The organism is Micromonospora sp. HK10 (assembly GCF_000982955.1).
Lineage (GTDB): Bacteria > Actinomycetota > Actinomycetes > Mycobacteriales > Micromonosporaceae > Micromonospora.
In genome coordinates this window covers 333-24,767 of record NZ_KQ058861.1, presented here as the reverse complement: position 1 = coordinate 24,767, position 24,435 = coordinate 333, and the positions used below count along the sequence as shown (strand labels likewise).

Below are 24,435 nucleotides of genomic sequence, written 5' to 3'. Positions count from 1 at the left end.
CCGATCCCCGATAGGAAATCAGGCGGTGTGGTCGACGACCACCTTGCCGAAGACCTCGCCGGAGTCCAGCCGGGCGAACGCCTCCTCGATCCGGCTGAACGGCACCACCCGGTCCACCACCGGGCGCACCACGTGCTCGGCGCAGAACGCCAGCAGCTGGGTGAGCTCGTCCGGCGTGCCCATCGAGGTGCCCAGGATCTCCAGCTGCATGGCGAAGACCCGGCGCAGGTTGACCTTGGGTTCGTGCCCGGCGGTGGCACCGGAGACGACGATCCGGGCCATCGGCGCGGCGGACTTGAGCGAGTGCTCGAAGGTGGCCGCGCCGACCGTCTCGATCACCACGTCGACGCGCTCGGGCAGCCGGGCGCCGGGCTCCAGCGCGGTCGCGCCCAGCTCGGTGATCCGTTCCCGCTTCTCGGCGTTGCGGCTGGTCGCGTAGACCCGCTTGCCGAGCGCGACGCCGAGCGCGACCGCCGCGGTGGCCACGCCCCCGCCGGCCCCCTGGACCAGCACCGACTCGCCGTCGTCCACCCGGCCCTTGGTGGTCAGCATCCGCCAGGCGGTGAGCCAGGCCGTCGGCAGGCACGCCGCGTCGGTCGCGGAGAGGCCGTCGGGCAGCGGCAGCAGGTTCACCCGGGGTACGGCCACCCGCTCGGCGAAGGTGCCGGCGAAGTGCTCGGAGAGGATGGAGACCCCGCGCGGGTCGCCCGGGGTGGGCACCACCGGGTAGATGACCACGGCGTTGCCGTCCGGGTCGGTGCCGACCGCGTCGCAGCCGAGGATCATCGGGAGCTGGTCGGCGCTGAGGCCCACGCCGCGCAGCGACCACAGGTCGTGGTGGTTGAGCGAGCTGGCCCGTACCTGCACGGTGACCCAGTCGTCCTGCGGGTGGGTCGGCTCGGGGCGGTCGCCGACGGTGAGCGCGGCGAGCGGGTTGTCGGCGTCGAAGGCCGAGGCATAGGCGGCACGCATGATCGGCACGGTAACAAGCTGAGCGGCGGTTAAGAAGGGGCCCTTCCTGTGCATAACACGATAAGAAGGGCCCCTCCCCTACCGTTCAGCGGCGGGCGACGCCGTCACGGCGGGCCGCCTCGGCGACGGCCTCGGCGACCGCCGGGGCGACCCGCGGGTCCAGCGGCGAGGGCACGATCGCGTCGGCGGTCAGCGACTCGGCGACCACGTTGGCGATGGCGTCCGCGGCGGCCACCTTCATCCCGTCGGTGACCCGGGTGGCCCGGGCGTCCAGCGCGCCCCGGAACACGCCGGGAAAGGCGAGCACGTTGTTGATCTGGTTGGGGTAGTCGCTGCGCCCGGTGGCGACCACCGCGACGTGCCGGGCGGCCACCTCGGGGTGCACCTCCGGGGTCGGGTTGGCCAGCGCGAAGACGATGCCACCGGTGGCCATCCCGGCCACCGCCGCCTCGGGGATCTGCCCGCCGGAGACCCCGACCAGCACGTCCGCGCCACGCAGCGCCTCGGTGATGTCGCCCTGGCGCCCCTCGGCGTTGGTCGTCTCGGCCAGGTATGCCTTGGTCTCGGTCAGGTCGGGCCGGTGCCGGCCGATGATGCCGCGGGAGTCGCAGACCACCACCTGGTCCGGGTTCACTCCCCCGGCGACCAGCATGTGGGTGACCGCCACCCCGGCCGCGCCGGCCCCGCTGATCGTCACCCGCAGGTCGCCGAGCTTGCGGTTGAGCAGGGTGGCCGCGTTGCGCAGCGCGGCCAGCACCACGATCGCCGTGCCGTGCTGGTCGTCGTGGAAGACCGGGATCGGCAGCGCCTCGTCCAGCCGGCGCTCCACCTCGAAGCAGCGCGGCGCGCTGATGTCCTCCAGGTTGATCCCGCCGAACGAGGGGGCGAGCGCCCGCACCGTGGCCACGATCTCGTCCACGTCCTGCGTGTCCAGGCAGATCGGCACCGCGTCCACGCCGGCGAACTGCTTGAACAGCACCGCCTTGCCCTCCATCACGGGCAGCGCGGCGCGCGGGCCGATGTTGCCCAGCCCGAGTACGGCGGAGCCGTCGGTGACCACGGCGACGGTGTGCGACACCCAGGTGTAGTCGTCGGCGAGGTCGGGATCGGCGGCGATCGCCTCGCAGACCCGGGCAACCCCCGGGGTGTACGCGAGGGAGAGGTCCTCCCGGCTGGTGAGCGGCACGGTCGAGGCGACGGCCATCTTGCCGCCGACGTGCAGCCGGAAGACGGGATCAGCAGGGTCCGGGGTGGACGAAGGCATGGTGACTCCAGGATCTGTCGAGCAGACGGACCGGCCGGCTCGGCGCGCCATGTGTCAGCGGCGAGCGGGGCGGCTGGTGCGGGGGGTCACCCGGGCACTTTCCGAGCATAGTCACGCGCTCGGTCCCGGGATGTGAGCGGGGTCATATCCGCCGCGGACGGATCCGGCCCGGTCGCGGCCAGTACCGGGCCACCACCCGGCCCCGCAGATCGGCCACGCCGTACGCCCGGGAGTCGTCGGTGACCAGGTCGTTGTCGCCGCGCAACCACCAGCCGCCGTCCTGCGGGCGGACCGCGCGCTTGACCACCAGCAGGTCGGGGCGGCTGCGGAAGACGGCGACCACCACGTCGCCCGGGCGCACCGGCCGCCCCCCGGTACGCACCAGCACCGCGTCGCCGTGGCGCAGGGTGGGGGCCATGGACGGCCCGGTGACCAGCACCGCGGCGAGCGGCCCGCGCGGCAGCGCCGGGGCGGACCGGTTCGGGGTGGCCACCGGGGTTTCACCTCCCGCCCGCCGGGGAGCATGTCCAGGAGTAGTGTCGTCTCGGATCATCGCAAACATCCCATGGAGGACCCTAATGCGCCTTCGGAGCTTCTTCACGCCCCGCGTGACCGCCAGCGCCCACTGCGACCTGCCCTGCGGCGTGTACGACCCGGCGCAGGCCCGGATCGAGGCCGAGTCGGTCAAAATGATCTGCGAGAAGTACCAGGCCAACACCGACGCGGAGTACCGCACCCGGGCGATCCTGATCAAGGAGCAGCGGGCCGAGCTGGTCAAGCACCACCTCTGGGTGCTCTGGACCGACTACTTCAAGCCGCAGCACTTCGAGAAGTACCCGCACCTGCACCAGCTCTTCAACGAGACCACCAAGCTGGCCGGTTCGGGGGGCGCCAAGGGCAGCATGGACCCGGCCGTCGCCGACCAGCTGCTGCAGAAGATCGACGAGATCGCCAAGATCTTCTGGGAGACCAAGCAGGCGTGACCCTGCCCGACCCGGCACCGACGATCCGGCCGGCGCGTCCCGAGGACGTGCCGGCCGTCGTCGCGATGGTGCACGAACTCGCCGAGTACGAACGCGCCCCGGAGCAGTGCCACCTCACCGAGGAGCAGCTCACCGCCGCGCTCTTCCCGGCCACTGCGGGCGGCGGCGCGGCGTCGGCCGCACCGGGCGGGAGTGGCCGGCCGGCCGCGCCCGCGCTCTTCGGCCACGTCGCGGTGGACGCGGCGGACCAGCCGATCGGCTTCGCCCTCTGGTTCCTCAACTTCTCCACCTGGGCGGGCGTGCACGGCATCTACCTGGAGGACCTGTACGTCCGGCCGGCCGCCCGGGGCACCGGCGCCGGCCGCCGGTTGCTGGCCACCCTCGCCGCGATCTGCGTCGAGCGGGGCTACCGGCGGCTCGACTGGTGGATGATCAATTGGAATCCGGCGGCGCGCTTCTACGCCGCGATCGGGGCGACCCCGATGGACGAGTGGGTGCCGTACCGGCTGACCGGTCCGGCGCTGCACGCCCTCGCCGCGCAGGCGTCGGCCGCGGCCACGCATCCGGGGACCTGACCGGGTAGAGTCCCGCACCGGGGGGATGAGGCGTGACTCAACTGACCGGCCAGCCGACCATCGACGACGACGTGGTGCACCTCACCGTGCCCGCGGACGGCGGCTACCTGGGCGTGCTCCGCACCGCCACGGCCGGCCTCGCGGCCCGGCTCCAGTTCGCCCTGGACGAGATCGAGGACCTGCGCATCGCGGTCGATGAGGCCTGCGCGATGCTGCTCGCCATCGCCACCCGCAACGCCGAGCTGGAGTGCCGGTTCGCGGTCACCGAGGACGCGCTCACGGTCGAGGTGACCGTGCCGACGGTGCGCGGCGCCGCGCTGCCGTCGGAGTCGTCGTTCGCCTGGAAGGTGCTCACCGCGTTGACCACCTCGGCGGCCGCCCGCGCCGTCGACGGCCGGGCCACCATCGCCCTGCTGACCCGCCGCGCCTCCGGCTACTGACCGCAGGCCGATCGGCCTACCGGCCGTCCGCCGGCCGATCGGCCTACTGACCGCCCGCCGGCCGGTCGACCTACCGGCCGTCCGCCGGCTGGTCGACGCCGAGCGCCCGGTTGGTGGGCGCGCTCACCAGCAGGCCGGTGACGCCGAGGCCGAGCGCCATCAGCGGCAGGCCGAGCCAGCCCAGCCCGCCCTGGATCATGTACCAGCCGATCGGCAGCAGCATCAGCTGGAGCACGATGGCCGGCGCCCGGGCGCCGGCCCGCCGGCGGAGCAACCCGCCGCCCAGCGCCCAGAGCGCCGCCGCCCCACCGGCCGCGAACGCCGTCACCAGCAGCGCCGACGTGAGGTGGGTGGTCCGGGCGGTCAGGTCGGACCAGATCAGCCACACCGCGACCAGGCCGAGGGCGACCGCCTCGGCGCGCAGCAGGAGCACCGCCCAGCGGAGCGGGGCGGGTGCCGGCTCGGAGTGGATCGTCACGCGCGACACGATACCCGTGGGTAGGCGCGGTACAGTGCCGCCCATGCGGGCCGTCCTGGTGGTCAATCCGAAGGCCACCACCACCAGCGAGCGCAGCCGGGACGTCCTGGTCCGGGCCCTGCGCAGCGAAGTCGATCTGTCGGTGCGGTACACCCGCCGGCGGGGCCACGCCATGGACCTGGCGCGGGAGGCCGCCCAGGAGGGCGTCGACCTGGTCGTGACGCTGGGTGGCGACGGCACGGTCAACGAGGTGGTGAACGGCCTGATGGCGGCCGAGCCGCCGACCTTCCGCACCGGCGGCACCCTGGCCGAGCGGCTGCCCGCGCTGGCCACCGTGCCGGGCGGCTCGACCAACGTCTTCGCCCGCGCGCTCGGGCTGCCCCGGGAGTGGCCGGACGGCACCAGCATGATCCTCGAAGGGCTGCGGCTGGGCCGGTCCCGGACCATCGGGCTGGGTCGGGCCGACGACCGCTACTTCACGTTCTGCGCGGGCTTCGGGCTGGACGCGGCGGTGATCAAGCGGGTGGAGCAGGCCCGCAAGCGGGGTCGGGTCTCCACCCCGGCGCTCTACTTCCGTGCCACGGCGGCGCAGTTCTTCCTCGGCTCGGACCGGCGGCATCCGACCGTCACCCTGGAACGGCCGGGCGAGGCCGCCGAGGCGGATCTGGCCACGGTCATCATCCAGAACACCGCGCCGTGGACGTACCTGGGCGAGCGGGAGATCAACCCGAACCCGGAGGCGTCCTTCGATCTCGGCCTGGACGTGCTGGCGATGCGCCGACTCAAGGTGACCAGTACGACACGTACCGTGACGCAGTTCTTCTCCACCAGCCCCGATCCGCACGGCAAGCAGGTGCTCCGGTTGCACGACCTGGCGGAGTTCACCCTGCTCTCGGCCCGTCCGCAACCGTTCCAACTGGACGGCGACTACCTGGGCGAGCGGGAAAAAGTCAGATTCACCTCCGTGCCGGCGGCACTGAGAGTAATCTGCTAGGTCTCGGGTACTCCCGTCGGTTGACGCGGTGACCTACCGCACGCCGTGCGGTGGCCGCGACACCCGAAGGACAGGTGCCGGAAATGTCAGCAACGTCACGCAGACCGTACTACATTGATCCTCGACTGTGGCACGCCGGGTAACCAGAGCCCTCGGAAACCCGGACAAATGGGTGGTGAGCCCGCTCACTGTTCGGAGTTTTTCCGAGCGTCACCCTTGACATCGCGGCAGTTCGTGAAAGTATTCACAAGCGAACTCGTGTTACCGGGACATTGCCTGGATATGCTCGGCAGGTTGAGCTGTTCCAGCAGGTCCGCGGGGCCCACAGCCTGCTCACGCAGCGCCGAATTGACGGATGCTGACCGTCACCGATCGGCAATGCGGACGCAAATAGGAATAGCAACGAAGCGTTATCTGGCCACCCACTTAGAATGAGGAGTGTTGCCGCCATGGACTGGCGCCACGATGCCGTCTGCCGCGACGAGGACCCGGAGCTGTTCTTCCCGATCGGGACGTCCGGTCCGGCCCTCCTGCAGGTGGAACAGGCCAAGGCCGTCTGCCGGCGCTGCCCGGTGACCGAGCACTGCCTGCAGTGGGCGCTGGAGTCCGGTCAGGACGCCGGCGTCTGGGGCGGGATGAGCGAAGAGGAGCGCCGCGCGGTGAAGCGCCGCGGCGGTATCCGGGTGCTGCGCGCTCACTCCGCCTGATCGCACCACAGCCGCACGCCCCGGCCGGGTCACCCGCCGGGGCGTTCTGCTGTCCGGACCCATGCCTTCCCCTATACCCCGTCGCCGCCGCTCGGGCTCTCACCGGACGGCGGCGACGTCTGTCACCGCCCCGGCCCAGCCGGCGCTGGCGTCGTCCACCCGCCGCAACACCAGTTCGGCCAGTTCCGGCAGATCGGTGAGCGGATCGGCGACCCCCACCGCGCCGGCCCCGCCGGCCGCCGCCACCACCCCGTCATGGAACAGGCCCGGCGCCAGGAAGTAGGCGGCCACCGCCACCCGGCCCGCCCCGCCCGCGCGCAGCTTCGCCACCGCGACGTTCACCGCGGGGGGCGCCGCCGAGGCGTACGACACCCGGCAGCGCACGCCCAACTCGGCGCCGAGCGCCGCCGCGACCCGCCCTACCGAGCCACGGGCCCGGGGATCGCGGGTGCCGGCGGCAGCCAGCACCAGGGCGTCGTACCCGCCGGGCCCCGCCTCGGCCAGCCGGCGGCGCAGACCGCCCAGCAGCCGGGCGTCGACCACCCCGTCCGCCGGACCCAGCACCTCGGTGACCCGCACGTCGATGGACGCGCCACCGGCGGCCACCGCGGCGGGGATGTCCACCTTCCGGTGGTACGCGGCGGTCAGCAGCAACGGCACCAGCACCGCCCGCGACCGGCCGGCGGCGGCCAACTCGCGCAGCACCACCGCCGGACCCGGCTCGGTGTGGTCCAGCCAGCTCGGCAGCACCGGGACGCCAGGGCGGGCGGCCGCCACGGCCCGGGCCAGCGCCCGGGTCGCCTCGGCCGCCCGCGGGTCACGACTGCCGTGCGCGACCAGCACCACGGGCGGGCCGGTCAGGTGTGCAGCCCGCACTCGGTCTTCTCGAACATGGCCCACCGGCCGGCCCGCGGGTCCTCCCCGGCCTTGGTGCGGCGGGTGCAGGGCCAGCAGCCGATCGACCCGTAGCCCCGCGCGAACAACTCGTTCACCGGGATGTCGTAGCGGGCGATGTAGGCGTCCACGTCCCGCTGGGTCCAGGCGGCGATCGGGTTCACCTTGACCTTGCCGCGCCGGGCGTCGAAGGCGACCACCGGCGTGTTGGCCCGGGTCGGCGACTCGTCCCGGCGCAGCCCGGCGGCCCAGGCGTCGTACCCGGTCAGCGCCCGCTCCAGCGGCTCCACCTTGCGCAGCTGGCAGCAGTCGTCCGGGGAGCGGTTGAACAGCCGCGGACCGTACTGGCCGTCCTGCTGCCCCACCGTCAGCCGGGGCCGGATGGACCGCACCGTCACCGGCAGCCGGCGGGCCACCTCGTCACGGACCCGGAGCGTCTCCGGGAAGTGCAGCCCGGTGTCCAGGAAGACCACGTCGACACCGGGCGCGACCCGGGACACCAGGTGCGCCAGCACCCCGTCGGCCATGGAACTGGTCACGCAGAACCGGTCGCCGAAGGTCCCGGCGGCCCACCGGGCGATCTCCAGCGCCGGCGCTCCCTCCAGCTCCCGACCGGCCTCCTCGGCCAGCGCGCGCAGCTGCTCCGGGTCGCGCCGCGCCGGGTCGACGGGCGTCGGGCCGCCCGGCCCGACCAGGCCCAGACCGGCGGCGGAGAGCAGGCCCCCGCTCATCGGGCCACCGCCTCGGCGAGCAGACCGGTGAACCGCACGGTGAAGACCCGGGCGCAGGCGTGGCACTCCCAGGCGCCGTGTCCGGTCTCGCTCGGCCGCAGGTCCTCCTCACCGCAGTACGGGCAGTACAGCGGCACGGAACGGGTTTCACTCATCGGAGTTCCTCCTCGTCGACCCGGATCACCCAGTTGGCGAAGGTCTCGCCCTCGGTCCGGCCGGCCAGATAGCGGCGGGCCAGTCGTTCCACGTACTCCGGAAGCTCGTCGGCGGTGGTCTTCAGACCGCGCAGCTTGCGGCCGAAGCCGGCGGTCTGCCCCTGGGCCATGCCGAGGCCGCCGCCCAGGTGCACCTGGAAGCCCTCCACCTGCCGGCCGTCCGGGCCCACCACCAGTTGTCCCTTGAGGCCGATGTCGGCCACCTGGGTGCGGGCGCAGGCGTTCGGGCAGCCGTTGAGGTGGATCGAGATGTCGGCGTCGAAGTCGCGCAGCCGCTCCTCCAGCCGGGCGACCAGCTCCTCGCCGCGCCGCTTGGTCTCCACGATGGCGAGCTTGCAGAACTCGATCCCGGTGCAGGCCATGGTGCCGCGCCGCCAGGCCGACGGCTGAGCCTCCAGGCCGATCTCCCGCAGCCGCGCCACCAGCGAGTCGGTCCGCTCCGGCGGCACGTCCAGCACCAGCAGCTTCTGGTACGTGGTGAGCCGGATCCGGTCGCTGCCGTGCGCCTCGACCACGTCGGCGAGCCGGGCCAGCTGCGGGCCGGAGACCCGACCCACCACCGGGGCGGCCCCGACGTAGTTGCGGCCGTCCCGCTGCCGGTACACGCCGATGTGGTCGATCGGCCGGTCGGGCAGCTGCGGCGGCGGGCCGTCCAGCATGGTCCGGCCCAGGTACTCCTTCTCCAGGACCTCCCGGAACCGGGCCACGCCCCAGTCGGCGACCAGGAACTTCAGCCGGGCCCGGTTGCGCAGCCGGCGGTAGCCGTAGTCGCGGAAGATGCCGACCACGCCGGCCCAGACGTCCGGCACCTCGGCCAGCGGCACCCAGACGCCGAGCCGCTTGGCCAGCATCGGGTTGGTGGAGAGGCCGCCGCCGACCCAGACGTCGAAGCCGGGGCCGTGCTCCGGGTGGTCGACGCCGAGGAAGGCGACGTCGTTCGCCTCGTACGGGATGTCGGCCAGCCAGGAGATGGAGGTCTTGAACTTGCGGGGCAGGTTGGAGAACTCCTTGCTGCCGATGTGCCGGTCGACGATCTCGTCGAGCGCCGGGGTCGGGTCGAGCAGCTCGGCCGCCGACACGCCGGCCACCGGGCTGCCGCAGACCACCCGCGGGCAGTCACCGCACGCCTCGGTGGTCTGCAGGCCGACCTCCTCCAGCCGCCGCCAGATCTCCGGCATGTCCTCGATCCGGATCCAGTGGAACTGGATGTTCTGCCGGTCGGTGATGTCGGCGGTGTCCCGGGCGAACTCGCGGGAGATGCCCGCGACGACGCGGAGCTGGGCCAGGTTGAGCTGGCCACCGTCCACCCGCACCCGGAGCATGAAGAACTCGTCCTCCAGCTCGTGCGGCTCCAGCACGGCGGTGCGCCCGCCGTCGATGCCGGCCCGCCGCTGGGTGTAAAGGCCCCACCAGCGGAACCGGCCGCGCAGGTCCTGCGGGTCGATCGAGGCGAAGCCCCGGTGGGCGTAGATGGTCTCGATCCGCGCCCGCACGTTCAGCGGGTCGTCGTCCTTCTTGATCCGTTCGTTGGGGTTGAGCGGCTCGCGGTGCCCGAGCGCCCACTGCCCCTCGCCGCGGGGCCGGCGCGGAGCCCGGGCGGCCGGTGCGTCGGGCCGGGTCGTGGTGGTGCTGCTGACCGCCATCGCGGCGTCCTCCGTTGTCTGCTGTGCCTGGAAGCGCGGACGCGGCGGCCGGCCCGGGTACGGGCCGAGGACGGCGATGTCAAAGACGGCCGGCGCGGAACGCGCCCGAGACGGATGGGTCGGGCGTCGTCAGTGGGCCGGACAGATCGCGCTGCGGACGCGGCCGTAATCGACGTGGCGGCGGGCCACGAAGCGGCGGATGACAGCGGCGGTCATGCGGACCATGCTGCCACACCCGCCAGGTCCGGACCACCGGCCGCCGATGTGATCCCACATCACGGGCCACCGGCACCGCATCGACCGTGATAGGTTGCCGCACCCCTCGCCCGCCCGCCGCCCATCGCCCCGCGAGCCGCCGGACACGGCGGTGGCGGACCGGGGGCGGACCGGCCGGGACCGGCTGGACCGGCCAGGACCGGCGGACCGGCCAGGACCCGGCCGACGGGCCCGGTGGACGGCCGGGACCGGCGGACCGGCCAGGACCCGGCCGACCGGCCCGGTGGACGGCCGGGATCGGCGGACCGGCCCGGCGGACCGCTCCGCCGTGTGAGGCTGCGGAATGTGACCGCGCCCGCTGCGTCCCGCCCGCCTCGCACCCGCCGGGGCTGGCTGGTGTGGCTGCTGCCCGGCCTGGGCACGCTGCTGGTCACCCTCGCCGGGATCGGGCGGGCCCAGCTCTGGCGGGACGAGCTGGCCACCTGGAGCGCCGCCACCCGTCCGGTCCGCGATCTGGTCCGGCTGGCCGGCACCATCGACGCGGCCACCGGGCCGTACTACCTGTTCATGCACGGCTGGACGGCGCTGGCCGGGACCTCGCCCACCGCGCTGCGGCTGCCGTCCGCGCTGGCCATGGCCGGGGCCGCCGCGCTCACCGCCCGGCTCGGCGCGCGGCTGGCCGGCGACCGGGCCGGGTTGCTGGCCGGGCTGCTCTTCGCCGTCCTGCCCGGCACCTCCCGGTACGGCCAGGAGGCCCGCCCGTACGCGCTGGCCACCCTGCTGGCGGTGCTGGCCACGCTGCTGCTGGTCGAGGCGCTGCGCCGCCCCGGCTGGCGGTGGTTCACCGGGTACGCCCTCGCGGTGGCCGCGCTCGGCGCGACCCATCTGATCGCCCTCACCCTGCTCGCCGCGCACGGACTCGTGGTCCTGCTCGCCGCCGCCCGCGGCCCGGCGGCGGCCGGCCTCACCCCGCCGGGCCCCCGGCAACCGCCGGACCCGGCCGGCCTCCCGGCGCTCGATGATCCGGTAGCCGGTGCTCCGCTGACCGGCCCGGCGGGCGGCGACCCGGTGGCCGGCTCGGCCGACCTCCCGACCTCGACCGGCGCGGCGGGCGAGAAGCCGGCCGGCCGGGGTCGCGGGCTGCTCTGGCGCTGGCTGGTCGCGCTGCTGCCGGCCGTCCTGCTGGTCGCCCCGCTGGTGCTGCTCGCCCGGGGACAGCGGTCCCGGCAACTGAACTGGGTGGACCTGGCCCGCCTGCCCGACCTGTCGGCGCTGCCCGGCGGGGTGGCGCAGAGCGGGGTGGTGGGCGGCCTGCTGGTCGGCCTCGCCGCGCTGGGGGCGGGCCGGCTGGGCCGGCGCGCGCTGCTGCCGGTCGCCGCCGTCCTGCTGCCGGTGCTGCTGCTCTACGCCGCCGGCACCGTGCAGCCCTTCTGGGTGACCCGGTACCTGGTCTTCACCGTGCCGTTCGCCTGCCTGCTGGCCGGCGCCGCGCTGGCCGGGGTACGGCTGGCGCCGGCGCTCGCCGTGGTCTCCCTGGCCGGCCTGCTGGGCCTGCCCGACCAGGCCGCGCTGCGCCGGACCCACGAGTGGCCGCGTACCGCCCCGATCGACTACGCGGGTGCGGCCGGGGTGATCGCCGACCAGGCCCGGCCCGGTGACGCGATCGTCTTCTCGCCCCGGCGCAGCTGGCTCTTCCTCGACCTCGGGATCGCGTACCACCTTGGGGCGCGGGAGCCGCGTGACGTGCTGGTGGTCCGCGACGAGCGGCAGCGCGCGGACCTGTGGGCGAGCGAGTGCGACCGGCCGGCGGAGTGCCTGGCCGGCGTGCACCGGGTCTGGCTGGTGGTGTCCGGCCGGCGCGACGACCCGATGGCCGCGGTCGGCGGCGCCAAGGGCGCGGCGCTGCGCGACGGGTACGCCGTGACGACGGTGGCGCCCCGGCCCGGGCTGACCGTGGCGCTGCTCACCCGCCGGGGTTGAGCGGCGCCACGGGCGCCCGTCAGGCCGGTTTGCGTTCGAGCAGGACCAGCCGGACCCGGTCGAACTTCTTCTCCTCCACCACGGCGAAGCCGCGCAGCAGCGCCGCGCGCTGCGGTGACAGCCCGTCGAACGGGTCCGGCGAGTAGTTGGTGCAGATCAGCCAGATCCGCTCGGTGTCCCGCAGGCAGGCCGCCGAGTCCTTGTCCTCGCACTCGGACGCCGAGTACGAGCCGCGGGCGACCGAGGTCTCGTTCAGGAAGACGTCGCGCGGCTGGGTGTCGTTTCGCATCTCGTAGTCGACCGCCTCGCGGGCGAGGTCGGAGAGCTGGCCGAAGACGTCGTTGTAGGCCACCCCGTCGCCGGGCTTCATGCCCTGCCGCATGGCGTCGATGGCGCCCCGGTAGTCCGGCTGGCCCTGCACCGGGCTGGCCCGCACGATCCGCTGGTCCGGCTCGGTCAGGTAGGCGAAGGCCGGCAGCACCAGCAGGGCGGGGAGCAGCCACGACCACGCGGCGGTGGAGCGGGGCAGGAGCCGGGTCACCGAACAGGCGCCGACCGCGGCCAGAATCGCCCACGCCGGCAGCGTGAACAGCACGTACCGGGGCAGGAAGAGGTGCAGGGCCTTGAAGGTCAGGTAGGCGAAGACCGGCGGCAGCAGCACCCAGGTGAGCAACGCCGGCAGCATCCGGTTGCCGGTACGCCAGGCCACCAGCGCGCCGACGGCCGCGAGCCCGACGACCGCCGCCATGCCGCGCACCGAGAGGAACAGGTCTCCGGGGAAGTGCAGCACGGCCGCGCCGTCCGCCTTGATCCACGAGATCGAGGCGGACTGGGCGGAGGCGACCGTGAGCAGCGGGACGATGGCCAGCCCCGCGCCCCCCACGTAGCCGAACCACTGGTACCGGCGGTTGTCGTCGGCGTCCGCGGTGGCCCGCCACACGATCAGCAGATGCGCGGCGAGGACCAGCAGCGACACGAAGTGCAGCCAACCCGTGAGGGCCACCGCGAGGGCGTAGAGCAGCCAGCGCCGGCGCACCGGCCGCTGCAACGCCCGCAGCAGGAGCAGCGTCGAGACGGTGACGCCCATGGTCACCAGCGCGTACGACCGGGCCTCCTGGGCGTACCGGGTCACCGCGGGAACGAGCGCGAAGAGCAGCCCGGCGATCAGCCCGGCGCCGGTACCGGCCAGCCGCCGGCCGATGAGGGTGGTCATGGCCGCGGCGACCGTCATGGCGATCAGCGACGGCAGGCGCAGCGCGAGCGGGTCGTCCCCGGCGACCTGGGTCCAGACCCGAAGGAGCATGAGGTACGCGACGTGCACCAGGTCGGTGTTGGACAACAGGTGTCCCAGGTCCCGCAGGTCCAGGGTGACCGCGTGCCAGGTGGCGTACTCGTTGTTCCACATCTGGCGGTCGGCGAGGCCGCGGAAACCGGCGACGGCTGCGGCGAGGGCCGGCAGCAGGGCGAGCCAGCCGGTGTGTCGGGTCGGGGTCAGGTCCGCGGGTCCGGGAGCCGCCGGCGCGAGCTCGGGGGACGAGCCCGCGGCCGGCCGGCCGGAGAGGAGAAGGGTGTTGGGCATCGTCGCTCACTTCACCTGGAAGCCGTAGGTCCGGTTCTTGGCCGCCCGGCGGAACTCCCGTACCGCGGCCGGGTCGCGGTCGATGTTCCACTTCGCCGAACCGTTGTTGTTGAACCACACGAAGCCGACCACCCGCGAATCCTTCGCCGCCCCGGCGAAGAGGTCCGCGATCCAGTCCGGCCGGGCGGTCCCGGGCTCGCCGGCGGTCTCCATGATCATGAAAGACCGCTTGGTGAAGGTACGCACCTGCCGCATCGTCGGACCGAACAGCTCCGAGTAGGTGTGCTTGCCCCGGTGGGTGTAGTAGCCGTCGATGCCGACCCAGTCCACGTACCGGTCGCCCGGGTAGAGCGGCTTGAGCCGGACGCTCGGCACCGGGTTGATCACGTTCGGCGTCCAGGTCCAGATCACGTTCGTGGCATCGGCCTTGGCGAAGAGGTCGTGCACGTGCCGCCAGGCGGCGACGAAGTCGGCGGCGTTGTTGGCCTTCTTCCCCATCCCCCACGGGTACCAGCCGCCGTTCATCTCGTGGCCGAAGGTGAGGGCGATGGGCAGGTTGACCTTGCGGACGAGGGTGGCGAACGTGGTGATGTACTCGTCGTGCTTTCCCGCGGCGATGTCGGAGAGCTTGGCGTTGAAGGGCTCCCACCGCACTGCCGGCAACGCGCCGTACGAGTAGATCTGCCGGACCTCGTTCGCGGCGAAGCCGTCGTCGAAGCTGAGGTACAGCGTGATCATGTTCGGCTTCTTGCCGGTCCGCTCGGCGAACGAGTCGATGAGCTGCATCTTCGGCGGGGCACCGTTGATCGCCACGCCGAGATACTTGCCGTCCGGGTTGATCAGGTGCTTCGGGTCGTACGCGGGCAGTGCCTCGGGTCCCTTGTCGGCGCTCGCGCCCGGGCGGTCGGCGTGCCGGCCGGGCGCGGTGGCTTCGGCCAGCACCCGGGTCACGTTGACGGTGGACACGACGGCGTACTCGACCGCCGCGAGGGCGATCAGCACGGCCGCGATGATCAGGTGACGGGTCCTCACGTGACGACCTCAACGTCCTTCTCGGGGTTGACCAGGAGCGCCTGCGCGACGACGAGCAGGTAGAAGACCGCGCTGAGCAGGGCGGGCAGGAAGACCAGGGGTTCCGGGTCGGTGACCATCCGCCAGGCGGCGAGGCCGGCCCAGACCAGGCCGCTGCCCGCGGTCCACACCTTCATGCCGGTCCAGAGCCGCTTGGTCTTGCTCTTCTTGGCGGTGCCGCCGGTGGGCTGCCAACCCATCCGCCGGCCCCGGATGATGTCGAAGATGGCGAACGCGTGCGCCCAGCCGTAGATCATCTTGACCGTCCAGCTCTCCAGGCCGTACCGGTTGCGGTGCCAGAGCGGGAAAATGATCATGTTGTAGATGATGCTGGGCAGGATCAGCACGTAGTTGGCGATGGCGATCTGGTGCGCGAACGCGGTCAGCATCAGCACCGGGATGATCGGCGCCACGAAGGTGAACAGCCCGGTGTGCAGGTAGTAGCAGAACCCGGAGATGTAGCTCAGCCGGGCGCGCAGCTTCAGCCTGGTCTGCCAGAACTTCTTCGAGCCGAGCAGGCTCATCGACCCGGCGCACCAGCGGTACTGCTGGGTGAAGAACGAGTCCACGTCCGACGGGCAGAGGCCGGCGGCCAGCACGACCGGGATGTAGCGCAGGTTCCAGCCCTTCATCCGCAGGTCGAAGCCGGTGTGCACATCCTCGGAGTGCTCGATCAGGGTGGACCCGCCGATGGAGAAGAGCGCGTCCCGCCGGTAGATGGCGCAGCTGCCGACGCAGATCGCCGAGTCGTGCGCCTGGCGGGACACCTGCACCGAGCGGTAGAAGAGCTCCTGCACGGCACCGGCGCCGCGCTCGACCCAGGTCTGCCCCCGGTGCACCCGGAAGTACTGCGGCGACTGCACGATGCCGGCCCGCGGCTCGGCGTCGAACCAGGGCAGCATCTGGTCCAGCATGTCCTTGCGCGGCACGAAGTCGGCGTCGAGCACCAGGATGAAGTCGCTCATGGTGCGCTCGAACGCGTACCGCATGTTGCCGGCCTTCTTGAACCAACCCCGGTTGGGCCGGCGCTGGTAGACGAAGCCGAAGGCGAGCGCGGTGCGCTCCATCGCCTCGTTCGGCGAGTCGTCGAGGATGTAGACCGTGACGTCACCCCGGTAGTGCCGGCTCATCGCCCGCACGTGCTCCCAGGTGTTGCGCAGCACGTGCGGCGGCTCACCGCAGACCGGCAGGAAGACGTCGACGCTCGGGTAGCGCGCCGGCCGCCAGGTGCGAACCAGCTCCTGGTGGCGGGCCAGGTCGAAGCCGGGCGTGAAGAGGTTCACCGCCAGCGAGATGAGGTAGTAGACGACGGTGAACGCCAGCAGCGGGACGAGCAGCCACAGCCACGGCGTCAGCCGGACGAAGAGCACCTGGCTGGTGATCAGGCAGCCGAAGCTCACCAGCGAGGGGAGCATCAACGCGGCCATCCGCCGCTTGCGGTAGGAGACCAGCTCCTCGTCCGTGGGCGGCAGCGGCACCACCGCGTACGCCGGCCGGGTCGGACCCTGGTCGGCGCGGCGCGGCACCCAGCGTGAGAACTGACTCGGTACGCGGAATTCGGCAGTTGGATCCGGCACGGTGGCCGGGTCGATCGCGGCTGGTGAGGTCATCCCCGTCTCCCCGTTCGCCAAGCGGCGGCTCCCTCTCCGTCGAGCGGGCGAGGGTGTTTCGCCTGACGCGGCCAGGAAGCCGGGCACGGTCTACCAGGCCGTATCCGCTTGATGGTCGCGCCAAAGTTATTCAGATTCACGCAAGGTGTCAATGCGTCGAAACTCATCGAAAGCGACGACCGCGCCTGAACCGACCGGAGGGATTACTCACATCGATCCGAACGGCAGGCCAAGATCGCCCGGAGGTCCGAGGTCGCCGGCCCGCTCAGGCCCGCGCCAGGGGCACGACCAGCACCGCCTCGGTGCCACCGGCGGCCCCGTTGCGCAGCTCGATGCTGCCGCGCAGCTCCCCCGTCACCAGCGCCCGGACGATCTGCAGACCGAGGTTGCCGCCCCGCTCGGCGTCGAACTCCCCGGGCAGGCCCCGGCCGTTGTCCGCCACGGAGACCCGCAACTGCTTGCGGAGCCGCTGCGCGGAGACCACCACCTCGGGCACCGGCGCGCCCTCCGGGCCGGCCGCGCCGTCCTCGCCGGCCGGCGGGAAGCCGTGCTCGACGGCGTTGAGCAGCAGCTCGTTGAGGACCATCACCAGCGAGGTGGCGATCTCGGCGGGCAGCACGCCGAAGCTGCCGGTGCGGCGCATCCCGACGGACACCTCGGTGGCCGCGACCTCGGTCGCGGCGCTGGCCACCCGGTCGACGATGCCGTCGAACTCGACCGCCTCGTCGCTGGACATGGAGAGCGTCTCGTGGACCAGCGCGATGGAGGCGACCCGGCGTACCGACTCCTCCAGGGCGACCCGGGCCTCGGGCATCGACACCCGGCGGGCCTGGAGACGCAGCAGCGCCGCGACGGTCTGCAGGTTGTTCTTCACCCGGTGATGGATCTCCCGGATGGTGGCGTCCTTGGTGATCAGGGCGCGGTCGCGGCGGCGCACCTCGGTGATGTCGCGGACCAGCACCAGCGCCCCGATCGGCACGCCGGCCGGCATGAGCGGCAGCGCCCGGGTCAGCATGGTGGCGCCCCGGGCGTCGATCTCGCGTCGGGGCGGAGCCTCGCCGCGCAGCGCGGCCAGCACGGCGTTGCCCGCGTCGGTGCCCTCCAGCGGATCCCCGGCCAGCCGGCGGTGCAGCCCCGCCAGGTCCTCCCCCACCAGGTGCGAGGCGTAGCCCAGCCGGCGGTACGCGGACTGCGCGTTCGGGCTGGCGTAGGTGACCTTGCCGTTGGCGTCCAGCCGGACCAGCCCGTCGCCGACCCGGGGCGCCGAGGTGGTCTCGCCGGGGTGCCGGGGCGGCGGGAAGGTCCCGTCGGCGACCATCTGGGCCAGGTCGTCCGCGGTGGTCAGGTAGTTCAGTTCGAGCTGGCTGGGCGTCCGCGCGGTGGAGAGGTTGGTGTCCCGGCCGACCACCGCGATCACCTCGCCGGCCTCCCCGTCGCCGCCGCGCAACCGGACCGGGATGGCCTCGTGCCGGGCGGGCACGTCGCCGTACCAGACCGGGTCGCCCTCCCGCCAGATCCGCCCCTGCCGGTGGGCCACCTCCAGGTGCGCCACCTCGGGCCCGCCGACGATCCGGCCGACCTGGTCGTCGAGGTACGCGGTCGGCGCGGTCGTCGGGCGGACCTGGGCCACGCAGAGGTACGTGCCCTCGGCGTCCACCGGCACCCAGAGCAGCAGATCGGCGAAGGACAGGTCGGACAGCAGCTGCCAGTCGCCCGCGATCCGGTGCAGGTGGTCGATGTCCGCCGGCCGGAGCTGGGTGTGCTCCTCGGCGAGGTCACGGAGGGTGGACACGCTGAACAGCGTGCCACGCCCGGCCTCACATCGTCGCGGTGACCTTCTTCAACCCGCGCGGCGCGTCCGGGTCCTCGCCGCGGGCCAGCGCCAGCGCCAGGGCGAGCCGCTGCAACGGCAGGATGTCCAGCAACGGGGCGTACCGCTCGTCGACCTCGGGGACGGCCATCCGGGCGCTCGCCGCGACGTCGGCGGAGCCGACCACCACCACGTCGGCGCGGCGCTCGCCGAGCCGGGGCAGCACCTCGCCCATGGAGCGCCCGCCGGGGCCCGAACCGACCACGGCGAGCACCGGCACGTCCGGGTCGGTCATGGCGAGCGGGCCGTGCAGCAGGTCGGCGCCGGAGAAGGCGAGCGCCGGCAGGTACGAGGTCTCCATCAGCTTGAGCGCCGCCTCGCGGGCGGTCGGGTAGGCGTAGCCGCGCCCGGTGGTGACCAGCTGGGCGGCGAACCGGTAGCGCGGCGCGAGCCGGGCCGGGGTGTCGTCGGACAGGGTGCGTTCGGCCAGCTCGGGCAGGCGGCCCAGGGCGGCCCGCTCCTCGGCGGGCAGCTCGCCGGCGCCGGCGCGTACCCCCTCGACCAGCATCAGCAGCGCGAGCAGCTCGGCGGTGTAGGTCTTGGTGGCGGCCACCGCGCGCTCGTGCCCGGCGGCGATGTCGATGCTCAACTCGGCGGTCTCGGCCAGCGGCGAGCCGGGGTTGTTAGTGACCGCCAGGGTCAGCGCGCCGGAGGCGCGGGCGGTGCGCAGCACCTCGGCCAGGTCGGGCGAGCCGCCGCTCTGGCTGACCCCGACGACCAGGGCGTCGGAGAGGTCCGGCCGGGCGCCGTAGACGGTGACCGCGCTGGGCGAGGCGAGCCCGGCGGGCAGGCCGAGCCGGATCTCGGTCAGGTACGCCGCGTAGAGGGCCGCGTGGTCGGAGGTGCCCCGGGCGGTGAAGACCACGTGGCGGGGCCGGCGCTCGGCGATCACCGCCGCGACCCGGGCGATCGCCCCGGCGTGTTCGGCGGAGAGCAGGCGGTCGTAGCCGGCCGGCTGCTCGTCGATGTCGGCGGCCATCCCGGCTCCTGGACGCGTCACGTACGACCCCCTTCTGCGCGTTTCCCGCGCGATCCGTGCTCAGTCTTGCACCTTTCAACGTCGACGAGCAATCGAACGAGCAGTAGTGCGCAGTGGATCACCAATTCGAGCGGTGATCCCCTACGCTGGCCCGGCTGACTGCTCGATCATCGAGAGGACGACGTGCCCGACGACGACCCCGCGCTCTCCGCCCAGGAGGAGCTCGCGCTGGCCCGGCTGGCGCTGGGCGAGGGGGACCTCCGGCACGCCGCCAGCCACGTCGCCGCCGCCCTCGTGCAGGCACCCACCCTCCCCGAGGTGCACGAGACGCTCGCCCGGCTGAACGCCGCCAGCGGCGGGGACCTCGACCTCTTCCCGATCGGCCAGCACGCCTTCGTCGGCGCGGTGGTGGCCCGCGCCCACCTGCTCGCCGCCGCCGGCCGACCGGCCGAAGGGCTCGACCTGCTCGCCGCGGCCACCGGCTACGCGCCCGGCGCCGACTGGGCCGGCGTGCCCTGGGTGACCGCGCCCGGCCTGCCGCAACGGCTCGACCCCGAGCGCACCGCCCGGATCCTCATGCAGATCTGCGCGGCGGTACCCGACCCGGTGCCGCGCCGCCGGCGGGACCCGCTGCGCCCGTACCTGACGCTGGCCCGCAACGCGATCACCGTGCATCCCCGCCACCCGCTGCTGCTCGGCGCGGCGTCCGCGCTGGCCCGCCGGCTCGGCGAGGTCGCCCTCGCCGTCACCTGGGCCGCCCGCGGGGTACGCGCCGAGCCCAGCAAGCTCGGCGAGGTCTGGCTCGGGTACGCCTACCGCAGCGCCGGCCGCACCCGGGACGCGCTCGCCGCGCTCGGCCGGGCCGTCGAGCTCGACCCGGACGACCTGGCCGTCTACGCCGACATCGCCGGCACCCTCGCCGACAACGGCCGGCTCGACGAGGCGCTGGACTGGATCGACCGGGCGCTGGCCAAGGACCCCACCTTCGACTGCGCCGTGCACACCGCGCACCGGCTGCGCTTCCAGCGCGACGGGGACGTGGCCCACCTGGTGGCCCTCGCCGACTTCGTCCGGGACCACCCGGACGACACCCACGAGCACGGCGACCTGGCCGAGTCCTGCCGCAGCCGGCCCTGGCTCGGGCAGGTGACCCCGGCGGCCGGGCCGGTGCTGGACGCGCTGCGCCAGGCCCTCGCGGCCCAGGGCGCCGCCCCCGTCGCCGTACGCCTCGACGCGCTGGAACCGCCGAGCGCCATGCGTACCGCGGCGGCCGCCGTGCCGGGCCTCGACGTCGAGGTGGCCGCGGTGGCCGAGCCGGATCCGCGCGAGCCCCGCCGGGACCCGACCCGCCCGCTCTGGCGCTACGAGGGCACCACCGCCGCGCCCACCCTGCCGGCGCCCTCGGCCGAGGCGGCCGAGCGGATCCGGCAACTCGCCCACCCGGCCTGGCCGCATCCGCCGGCCGCGTACGACGCCGCGGTGGCGCTGGCCACCGTGGACCTCGACGACCTGCTCGGGCTGCTGGTCCACCCGCCCGACGCGCCGGCCACCGCGCTGGGCCAGGTGCTCACCGGCCAGGACCCCTCGCTCTGGGTCCGCTGCGTGCAGGTCTGGGCCTGCCTCGGCCTGCTGCACCACCGCACCGACGAGCCGTGGGCCGGGTCCACCCGCCGCCGGGTGCTCCTCGAGCTGGTCTGGGGCGTCGAGGACTGGATCACCGAGGCAGCGCTCTTCGCCCTGGTCACCGCGGCCTGGGTCGACCCCGGCGTACGCCCCGACGTGGCCCGGGTGGTGGCCGAGCGGCTCGCCGACGCGGCCGCCGTGGCCCGCGAGCGCCGGGTGCCGATCGCGGTGTCCCTGGCCCACCTGGCCCTGGCCACCCCGGACCTGGACCCGGCCACCCGCGATCTGGCCGGCGAGCTGGTCAGCGGCCCGGCCCGGGAAACCCCACCCGGAGCGCTACGCCGCCTCTGGCACCGCCTCACCCACCTCTTCCGCCCCCACCCCTGACCACCCCGTCCCCGCCCGGCCCGTCGCGCCTCGACGCCCCGGCCGGTCGTGCCTGCCTCGGCCGTCGGGCCGGGCTGGGCCAGCCCGTCGCGCAACATCGACCCCGGCCGGTCGCGCCTGCCTCGGCCGCCGGGGGCCGGGCTGGGCCAGCCCGTCGCGCAACATCGACCCCGGCCGGTCGCGCCTGCCTCGGCCGCCGTGGGCCGGGCTGGGCCAGCCCGTCGCGCAAGATCGACGCCGGTTGCGGCATTCCGGGCCTTCCCGGGCGCGGGAAGCAACACTTTGCCGCAGCCCGGGGCGCGCGGCCGGGTCGGCCGGCGGGAAATGGCGCGGCCACGCCGTACCCCTGGCGGGGTGGGCGTGGCCGCGACGGAGGGTGGGTCAGGCGACGGGCGCCGTGCCGAGAGCGGCCTCGGCCTGCTCCTCGGGGGTGCCGCCGGCGGGCGGGGCGTCGTTCGAGGAGCGCAGCGGGACCTCCTTGATGAACCAGGCGAGCACCGGCACCGCCACGGTGAACAGCATCGCCCAGACGAAGACGTGCGAGATGGCGTCGGCCAGGCCGCCCAGGACGACCTCCCGCAGCTGCGCCGGCAGGTCCTTGAGCTTCTCCAGGTCCATGCCGCGGCCCTCGCCGCCGCCGTTGAAGGCGCCGCCCGCCGCCGAGTCGGCGAGCCGGTTGGCGAAGATCGCGCCGAAGAGCGAGATGCCGAACGAGCCGCCGATGGAGCGGAAGAAGGTGGCCGCGCCGCTCGCCGCGCCGAGGTCCTTCTGCTCCACGCTGTTCTGCGCGATCAACATCGAGGTCTGCATGAGGAAGCCCATGCCGACGCCGAGTACGACCATGTAGAGCGACGACTCGGTCTTGCTGGTGCCGACGTCGAGCAGGGTCAGCAGGCCCATGCCGGCGGCCATCACCACGCCGCCGACGATCGGGAAGATCCGGTAGCGGCCGGTCTTGGTGATGGTCCGGCCCACGGCCAGCGAGACCACCAGCATGCCGAACATCAACGGGAGCAGCAGCAGGCCGCTGTTGGTGGCCGAGGCGCCCTGCACGGTCTGCTGGAACATCGGCAGGAAGTTCATCGCGCCGAACATGGCGAAGCCGAGCAGGAAGCCGATCACCGAGATGAGCGCGAAGTTGCGGTTGGCGAAGAGGCGCAGCGGCAGGATCGGCTCGGCGGCCCGGCGCTCCACGAAGCCGAAGACCACCAGGGCCACCCCGGCCAGCGCCGCGAGGCCGAGGATCTGCGGGGAGACCCAGTCGTACTCGTTGCCACCCCAGGTGGTGATCAGCACGATCGCGGTGATGCCGACGGAGAGCAGCGCGGCGCCCAGCCAGTCGATCTTGTGCTCGGTACGGTACTTCGGCAGGTGCATGGTGGTGGCCAGGACCAGCAGCGCCACCCCGCCCAGCGGCAGGTTGACGTAGAACGCCCAGCGCCAGGAGAGGTTGTCGGTGATGAAGCCGCCGACCAGCGGGCCGGCCACCATGGCGATGGCCATGATGCCGGCGATCATCCCCTGGTAGCGGCCCCGCTCGCGGGGCGGCACCAGGTCGCCGATGATCGCCATGACGCCGACCATCAGGCCACCGGCGCCGAGCCCCTGGACGGCCCGGAAGGCGATCAGCTCGACCATGCCGTCCTCGACGCCGCCGAAGACGCTGGAACCGGACATGCCGCAGAGGGCCGAACCGATCAGGAAGATGACCACGGCGGTCAGGAAGACGGTCTTGCGCCCGTAGAGGTCACCGAGCTTGCCCCAGATCGGGGTGGAGACGGTGGTGCCCAGGACGTAGGCGGTGACCACCCAGGTGAAGTGGTCGACCCCGCCGAAGTCGCCGACGATCCGCGGCAGCGCGGTGCTGACGATCATGTTGTCGAGCATCGCGAGCATCATCGCGATCATCAGACCGAACAGGACGACCCGGACGTTGGGTCGCACTGTCGCCTGGACTTGTTCACTCATCGGTAAGCTCCCCCGAAGATCTGCGACCTACTTACTTGCCGTCCGGCTAGTCACCTTACTAGCCGGACGGTAAGTTGGACAGCAGAAACCCGTCAAGCGAGTTAGGTGGTAATGGTGAGGGAGAGCACAGGCGGCACGCGGCACCGGATCCAGGCCGTCGCGCTGGAGCTCTTCACCGAGCAGGGGTACGAGAAGACCTCGCTCCGGGAGATCGCCGAGCGTCTCGGGGTGACCAAGGCCGCCCTCTACTACCACTTCAAGAGCAAGGACGAGATCGTCAACAGCCTGGTCGAGGACCGACTGCGCCGGATGGACGAACTCATCGAATGGGGCGCGGCCCAGCCCGCCACCCTGGCCACCCGGCGCACCCTGATCAGCCGGTACGCGGACACCATGTTCGGCGGCGACCTGCCGTCGGTGATGCGCTTCTTCGAGCAGAACCAGACCGTGCTGAAGAGCCTCAGCGCCGGCATGCAGATGCGGGACCGGATGATGCGGCTGGCCAACGAGCTGTGCCGGGGCGACGACTCCCCGGAGGCTCAGCTCCGCGCGGCGCTGACCCTGTTCGCGGTGCACACCAGCTGGTTCGCGATCCGCGCCCCGCACATCACCGCCGACGAGCGCAAGAGGATCGCCCTGGACGTGGCCGACGAGCTGCTGGCGAAGATCGCCGGCCCCGGCGACCCTGACCGGCCCGGCGACCCCGACCGGCCCCGCGCGGCCTGACCGACGCGGCGCGGCCTGACCGACGCGGCGCGGCCTGACCGACGCGGCGCGGCCGATCGGCCGGGCGCGCCCCCGACCGGCGTGCTGCCGCCTGACCGGCCCGCCCGCCGCCTGGCCGGCGTGGTGCCACCTGAGCGGCCCGGCGCCGAGACGTCCCCGGGTCAGTCGCGGGCCGGCAGCTCCAGGCGCAGGCCCAGCAGGTCCACCCCCGGCAGCGGGGACCAGTCCTTCGCGGGCAGCCGGACGAAGCCGAGCCGCTCGTAGAGGCGGTGCGCCGCCGCGGCCATCCCGCTGCGTACGCAGATCACCACCGCCGAGCACCCCAGCTCGGCGGCCCGCGCCACGCAGGCCCGGACCAGGGCCGAGCCGGCGCCGCGACCCTGCGCGGCCGGGTCGACCGCGAGCATCCGGAACTCCGCCTCGCCGGGCCCGGAGAGTTCCGCGTACGGGGTGCCGGCCAGCACGAACGTCACCGCGCCCAGCACCTCCCCGGTGGCCTCGTCCACGGCGACCAGCACCTCGCCGGTCTC

The 24,435-nt window shown here is 73.4% G+C and carries 23 protein-coding genes; 8 read left to right on the top strand and 15 right to left on the bottom strand.

Translation table 11 applies throughout. The features are described 5' to 3' along the window. Positions 1 to 18: 18 nt before the first annotated feature. The 3 genes from LQ51_RS23155 to LQ51_RS23145 all read right to left on the bottom strand — a co-directional run bounded on the left by LQ51_RS23155 (position 19) and on the right by LQ51_RS23145 (position 2,729). Entirely contained in the window at positions 19 to 981 is a 963-nt protein-coding gene (locus LQ51_RS23155) for a zinc-binding dehydrogenase (protein WP_197087886.1), read from the bottom strand. Between the two features lie 76 nt (positions 982 to 1,057). Next, complete coding sequence (locus LQ51_RS23150) at positions 1,058 to 2,236, bottom strand: NAD(P)-dependent malic enzyme (protein WP_046569046.1); 1,179 nt, start codon at positions 2,234 to 2,236, stop codon at positions 1,058 to 1,060. A gap of 142 nt (positions 2,237 to 2,378) precedes the next feature. Then, a complete protein-coding gene (locus tag LQ51_RS23145; RefSeq protein ID WP_046569045.1) occupies positions 2,379 to 2,729 on the bottom strand; it encodes a S24/S26 family peptidase in 351 nt (116 codons plus the stop codon). A gap of 85 nt (positions 2,730 to 2,814) precedes the next feature. On the opposite strand from LQ51_RS23145, the gene sodN reads away from it, so the two are divergent. Genes sodN through LQ51_RS23130 form a run of 3 tightly spaced genes read left to right on the top strand, consistent with a single transcriptional unit; the run spans position 2,815 to position 4,234 of the window. Next, positions 2,815 to 3,219, top strand: coding sequence for a superoxide dismutase, Ni (gene sodN, locus LQ51_RS23140; protein WP_046569044.1), 405 nt, complete (start codon positions 2,815 to 2,817; stop codon positions 3,217 to 3,219). After that, complete coding sequence (locus LQ51_RS23135; RefSeq protein ID WP_046569043.1) at positions 3,216 to 3,794, top strand: GNAT family N-acetyltransferase; 579 nt, start codon at positions 3,216 to 3,218, stop codon at positions 3,792 to 3,794. The genes sodN and LQ51_RS23135 overlap by 4 nt, the downstream gene beginning before the upstream one ends. Before the next feature lie 32 nt (positions 3,795 to 3,826). Beyond that, entirely contained in the window at positions 3,827 to 4,234 is a 408-nt protein-coding gene (locus LQ51_RS23130) for an ATP-binding protein (RefSeq protein WP_046569042.1), read from the top strand. A 70-nt stretch (positions 4,235 to 4,304) separates the two neighbouring features. Here the strand turns inward: LQ51_RS23130 and LQ51_RS23125 are convergent, their stop codons facing one another. Continuing rightward, positions 4,305 to 4,757, bottom strand: a complete 453-nt coding sequence (locus LQ51_RS23125) for a hypothetical protein (protein WP_369799886.1) — start codon at positions 4,755 to 4,757, stop codon at positions 4,305 to 4,307. On the opposite strand from LQ51_RS23125, the gene LQ51_RS23120 reads away from it, so the two are divergent. After that, positions 4,756 to 5,706 (top strand): diacylglycerol/lipid kinase family protein, encoded by a 951-nt coding sequence (locus tag LQ51_RS23120; protein WP_046569038.1) that lies wholly within the window; start codon positions 4,756 to 4,758, stop codon positions 5,704 to 5,706. The two genes, LQ51_RS23125 and LQ51_RS23120, sit on opposite strands and share 2 nt — an antisense overlap. 449 nt (positions 5,707 to 6,155) lie before the next feature. After that, entirely contained in the window at positions 6,156 to 6,413 is a 258-nt protein-coding gene (locus tag LQ51_RS23115) for a WhiB family transcriptional regulator (protein ID WP_046569037.1), read from the top strand. Between the two features lie 99 nt (positions 6,414 to 6,512). On the opposite strand, the gene LQ51_RS23110 is transcribed toward LQ51_RS23115, so the two are convergent. The 4 genes from LQ51_RS23110 to LQ51_RS23100 are packed head-to-tail and all read right to left on the bottom strand — an operon-like array spanning position 6,513 to position 9,896. Then, positions 6,513 to 7,289, bottom strand: coding sequence for a sirohydrochlorin chelatase (locus tag LQ51_RS23110; RefSeq protein ID WP_231605845.1), 777 nt, complete (start codon positions 7,287 to 7,289; stop codon positions 6,513 to 6,515). Then, positions 7,271 to 8,038, bottom strand: coding sequence for a phosphoadenylyl-sulfate reductase (locus LQ51_RS23105; protein ID WP_046569034.1), 768 nt, complete (start codon positions 8,036 to 8,038; stop codon positions 7,271 to 7,273). Before LQ51_RS23105 ends, LQ51_RS23110 begins: the two co-directional genes overlap by 19 nt. Beyond that, positions 8,035 to 8,193 (bottom strand): hypothetical protein, encoded by a 159-nt coding sequence (locus LQ51_RS33510; RefSeq protein ID WP_197087885.1) that lies wholly within the window; start codon positions 8,191 to 8,193, stop codon positions 8,035 to 8,037. Before LQ51_RS33510 ends, LQ51_RS23105 begins: the two co-directional genes overlap by 4 nt. Continuing rightward, a complete protein-coding gene (locus tag LQ51_RS23100; protein WP_046569033.1) occupies positions 8,190 to 9,896 on the bottom strand; it encodes a nitrite/sulfite reductase in 1,707 nt (568 codons plus the stop codon). Before LQ51_RS23100 ends, LQ51_RS33510 begins: the two co-directional genes overlap by 4 nt. Positions 9,897 to 10,457: 561 nt before the next feature. On the opposite strand from LQ51_RS23100, the gene LQ51_RS23095 reads away from it, so the two are divergent. Next, a complete protein-coding gene (locus tag LQ51_RS23095; RefSeq protein WP_156313204.1) occupies positions 10,458 to 12,092 on the top strand; it encodes a glycosyltransferase family 39 protein in 1,635 nt (544 codons plus the stop codon). A gap of 19 nt (positions 12,093 to 12,111) precedes the next feature. Here the strand turns inward: LQ51_RS23095 and LQ51_RS23090 are convergent, their stop codons facing one another. The 5 genes from LQ51_RS23090 to LQ51_RS23070 form a co-directional block, all read right to left on the bottom strand. Then, positions 12,112 to 13,671, bottom strand: a complete 1,560-nt coding sequence (locus LQ51_RS23090; protein WP_052745033.1) for a glycosyltransferase family 39 protein — start codon at positions 13,669 to 13,671, stop codon at positions 12,112 to 12,114. A gap of 6 nt (positions 13,672 to 13,677) precedes the next feature. Continuing rightward, positions 13,678 to 14,703, bottom strand: coding sequence for a glycoside hydrolase family 26 protein (locus tag LQ51_RS23085; RefSeq protein WP_046569032.1), 1,026 nt, complete (start codon positions 14,701 to 14,703; stop codon positions 13,678 to 13,680). Next, positions 14,700 to 16,352, bottom strand: coding sequence for a glycosyltransferase family 2 protein (locus tag LQ51_RS23080; protein ID WP_082159600.1), 1,653 nt, complete (start codon positions 16,350 to 16,352; stop codon positions 14,700 to 14,702). Before LQ51_RS23080 ends, LQ51_RS23085 begins: the two co-directional genes overlap by 4 nt. A gap of 265 nt (positions 16,353 to 16,617) precedes the next feature. Beyond that, positions 16,618 to 18,144 carry a PAS domain-containing sensor histidine kinase gene (locus tag LQ51_RS23075; protein ID WP_046569031.1) on the bottom strand — a complete coding sequence of 509 codons (1,527 nt, stop codon included), beginning with the start codon at positions 18,142 to 18,144 and terminating at the stop codon, positions 16,618 to 16,620. Positions 18,145 to 18,169: 25 nt separating this feature from the next. After that, entirely contained in the window at positions 18,170 to 19,201 is a 1,032-nt protein-coding gene (locus LQ51_RS23070) for an SIS domain-containing protein (RefSeq protein ID WP_046569030.1), read from the bottom strand. A gap of 183 nt (positions 19,202 to 19,384) precedes the next feature. Between LQ51_RS23070 and LQ51_RS23065 the strand changes: the two genes are divergently transcribed. Next, positions 19,385 to 21,211 carry a tetratricopeptide repeat protein gene (locus tag LQ51_RS23065; protein ID WP_046569029.1) on the top strand — a complete coding sequence of 609 codons (1,827 nt, stop codon included), beginning with the start codon at positions 19,385 to 19,387 and terminating at the stop codon, positions 21,209 to 21,211. Positions 21,212 to 21,592: 381 nt separating this feature from the next. On the opposite strand, the gene LQ51_RS23060 is transcribed toward LQ51_RS23065, so the two are convergent. Then, positions 21,593 to 23,179: an MDR family MFS transporter gene (locus LQ51_RS23060; protein ID WP_046569027.1), complete on the bottom strand. Its 1,587-nt coding sequence runs from the start codon at positions 23,177 to 23,179 to the stop codon at positions 21,593 to 21,595. 111 nt (positions 23,180 to 23,290) lie between these two features. Between LQ51_RS23060 and LQ51_RS23055 the strand changes: the two genes are divergently transcribed. After that, entirely contained in the window at positions 23,291 to 23,905 is a 615-nt protein-coding gene (locus LQ51_RS23055) for a TetR/AcrR family transcriptional regulator (protein WP_197087884.1), read from the top strand. A gap of 161 nt (positions 23,906 to 24,066) precedes the next feature. On the opposite strand, the gene LQ51_RS23050 is transcribed toward LQ51_RS23055, so the two are convergent. Further along, the coding region (locus LQ51_RS23050) for a GNAT family N-acetyltransferase (RefSeq protein ID WP_046569026.1) at positions 24,067 to 24,435 on the bottom strand (369 nt) is incomplete at its 5' end.